General features: G+C 67.1%; 1 protein-coding gene. It reads right to left on the bottom strand.

Annotation, left to right across the window (positions count from 1 at the left end; all coding sequences use genetic code 11):
* Positions 1–584, bottom strand: a 584-nt coding sequence (locus I6F31_RS36225; RefSeq protein ID WP_225187058.1) for a DUF4082 domain-containing protein, incomplete at both ends; no start/stop codon positions are given.

Below are 584 nucleotides of genomic sequence, written 5' to 3'. Positions count from 1 at the left end.
CCCGTCTCGCCCGGAGCCTTGTAGTACCGGATTGCCTGGATCGAGCCGGAGGTGTCGCTGGTGAAGCGCATCCCCAACTCATAACCTACTCCGTCGCTGGCATTGGTGATGACAGGCGTCTGGGTGGTGAACAGCGTAGTGGTGGCACTCGCAGCGGCAACCGCCGCCGTGGCCGCGCTGGTCACATTCTCGCTGGCGCCGAACAGGTCGGTGTAGGTGGCATTCACGCGGATCCGCTTGCCGACCAGGCTGCTATCGAGGGTGAGGCTCGAGGTCGTGGCGGTCAGGTTCGTCCAAGTGGTGCCGTCGGGGCTGCTCTGCCAGAGATAGGTGATGCTGGCGGGCGCGCCGTCGGGGTCCGTGACGCTGGCCGTCAGGGTCTGGTTCTGGGTCGCGGTGCCGTTGATCGTGACAGCGCCGGGGTCGTTGACGTTGGCCACTGTCGTGGCGGTCGCGGTGCTCACCGGGGCCTCGGTGCTGCCCGAGAGGTCCGTGTAGCTGGCGGTGGCCCGTATGAAGCTGCCGACCTGAGCCTGGCCGAGGACCAGCGTGCTCGCGGTCGCGCCACTGATGTTGCTCCACGA

It is taken from the genome of Bradyrhizobium sp. NBAIM01 (assembly GCF_020194115.1).
Classification (GTDB): Bacteria; Pseudomonadota; Alphaproteobacteria; order Rhizobiales; family Xanthobacteraceae; genus Bradyrhizobium; species Bradyrhizobium yuanmingense.
The sequence above is the reverse complement of the archived record's forward strand: the minus strand, read 5'-3'. Positions and strand labels throughout refer to the sequence as shown.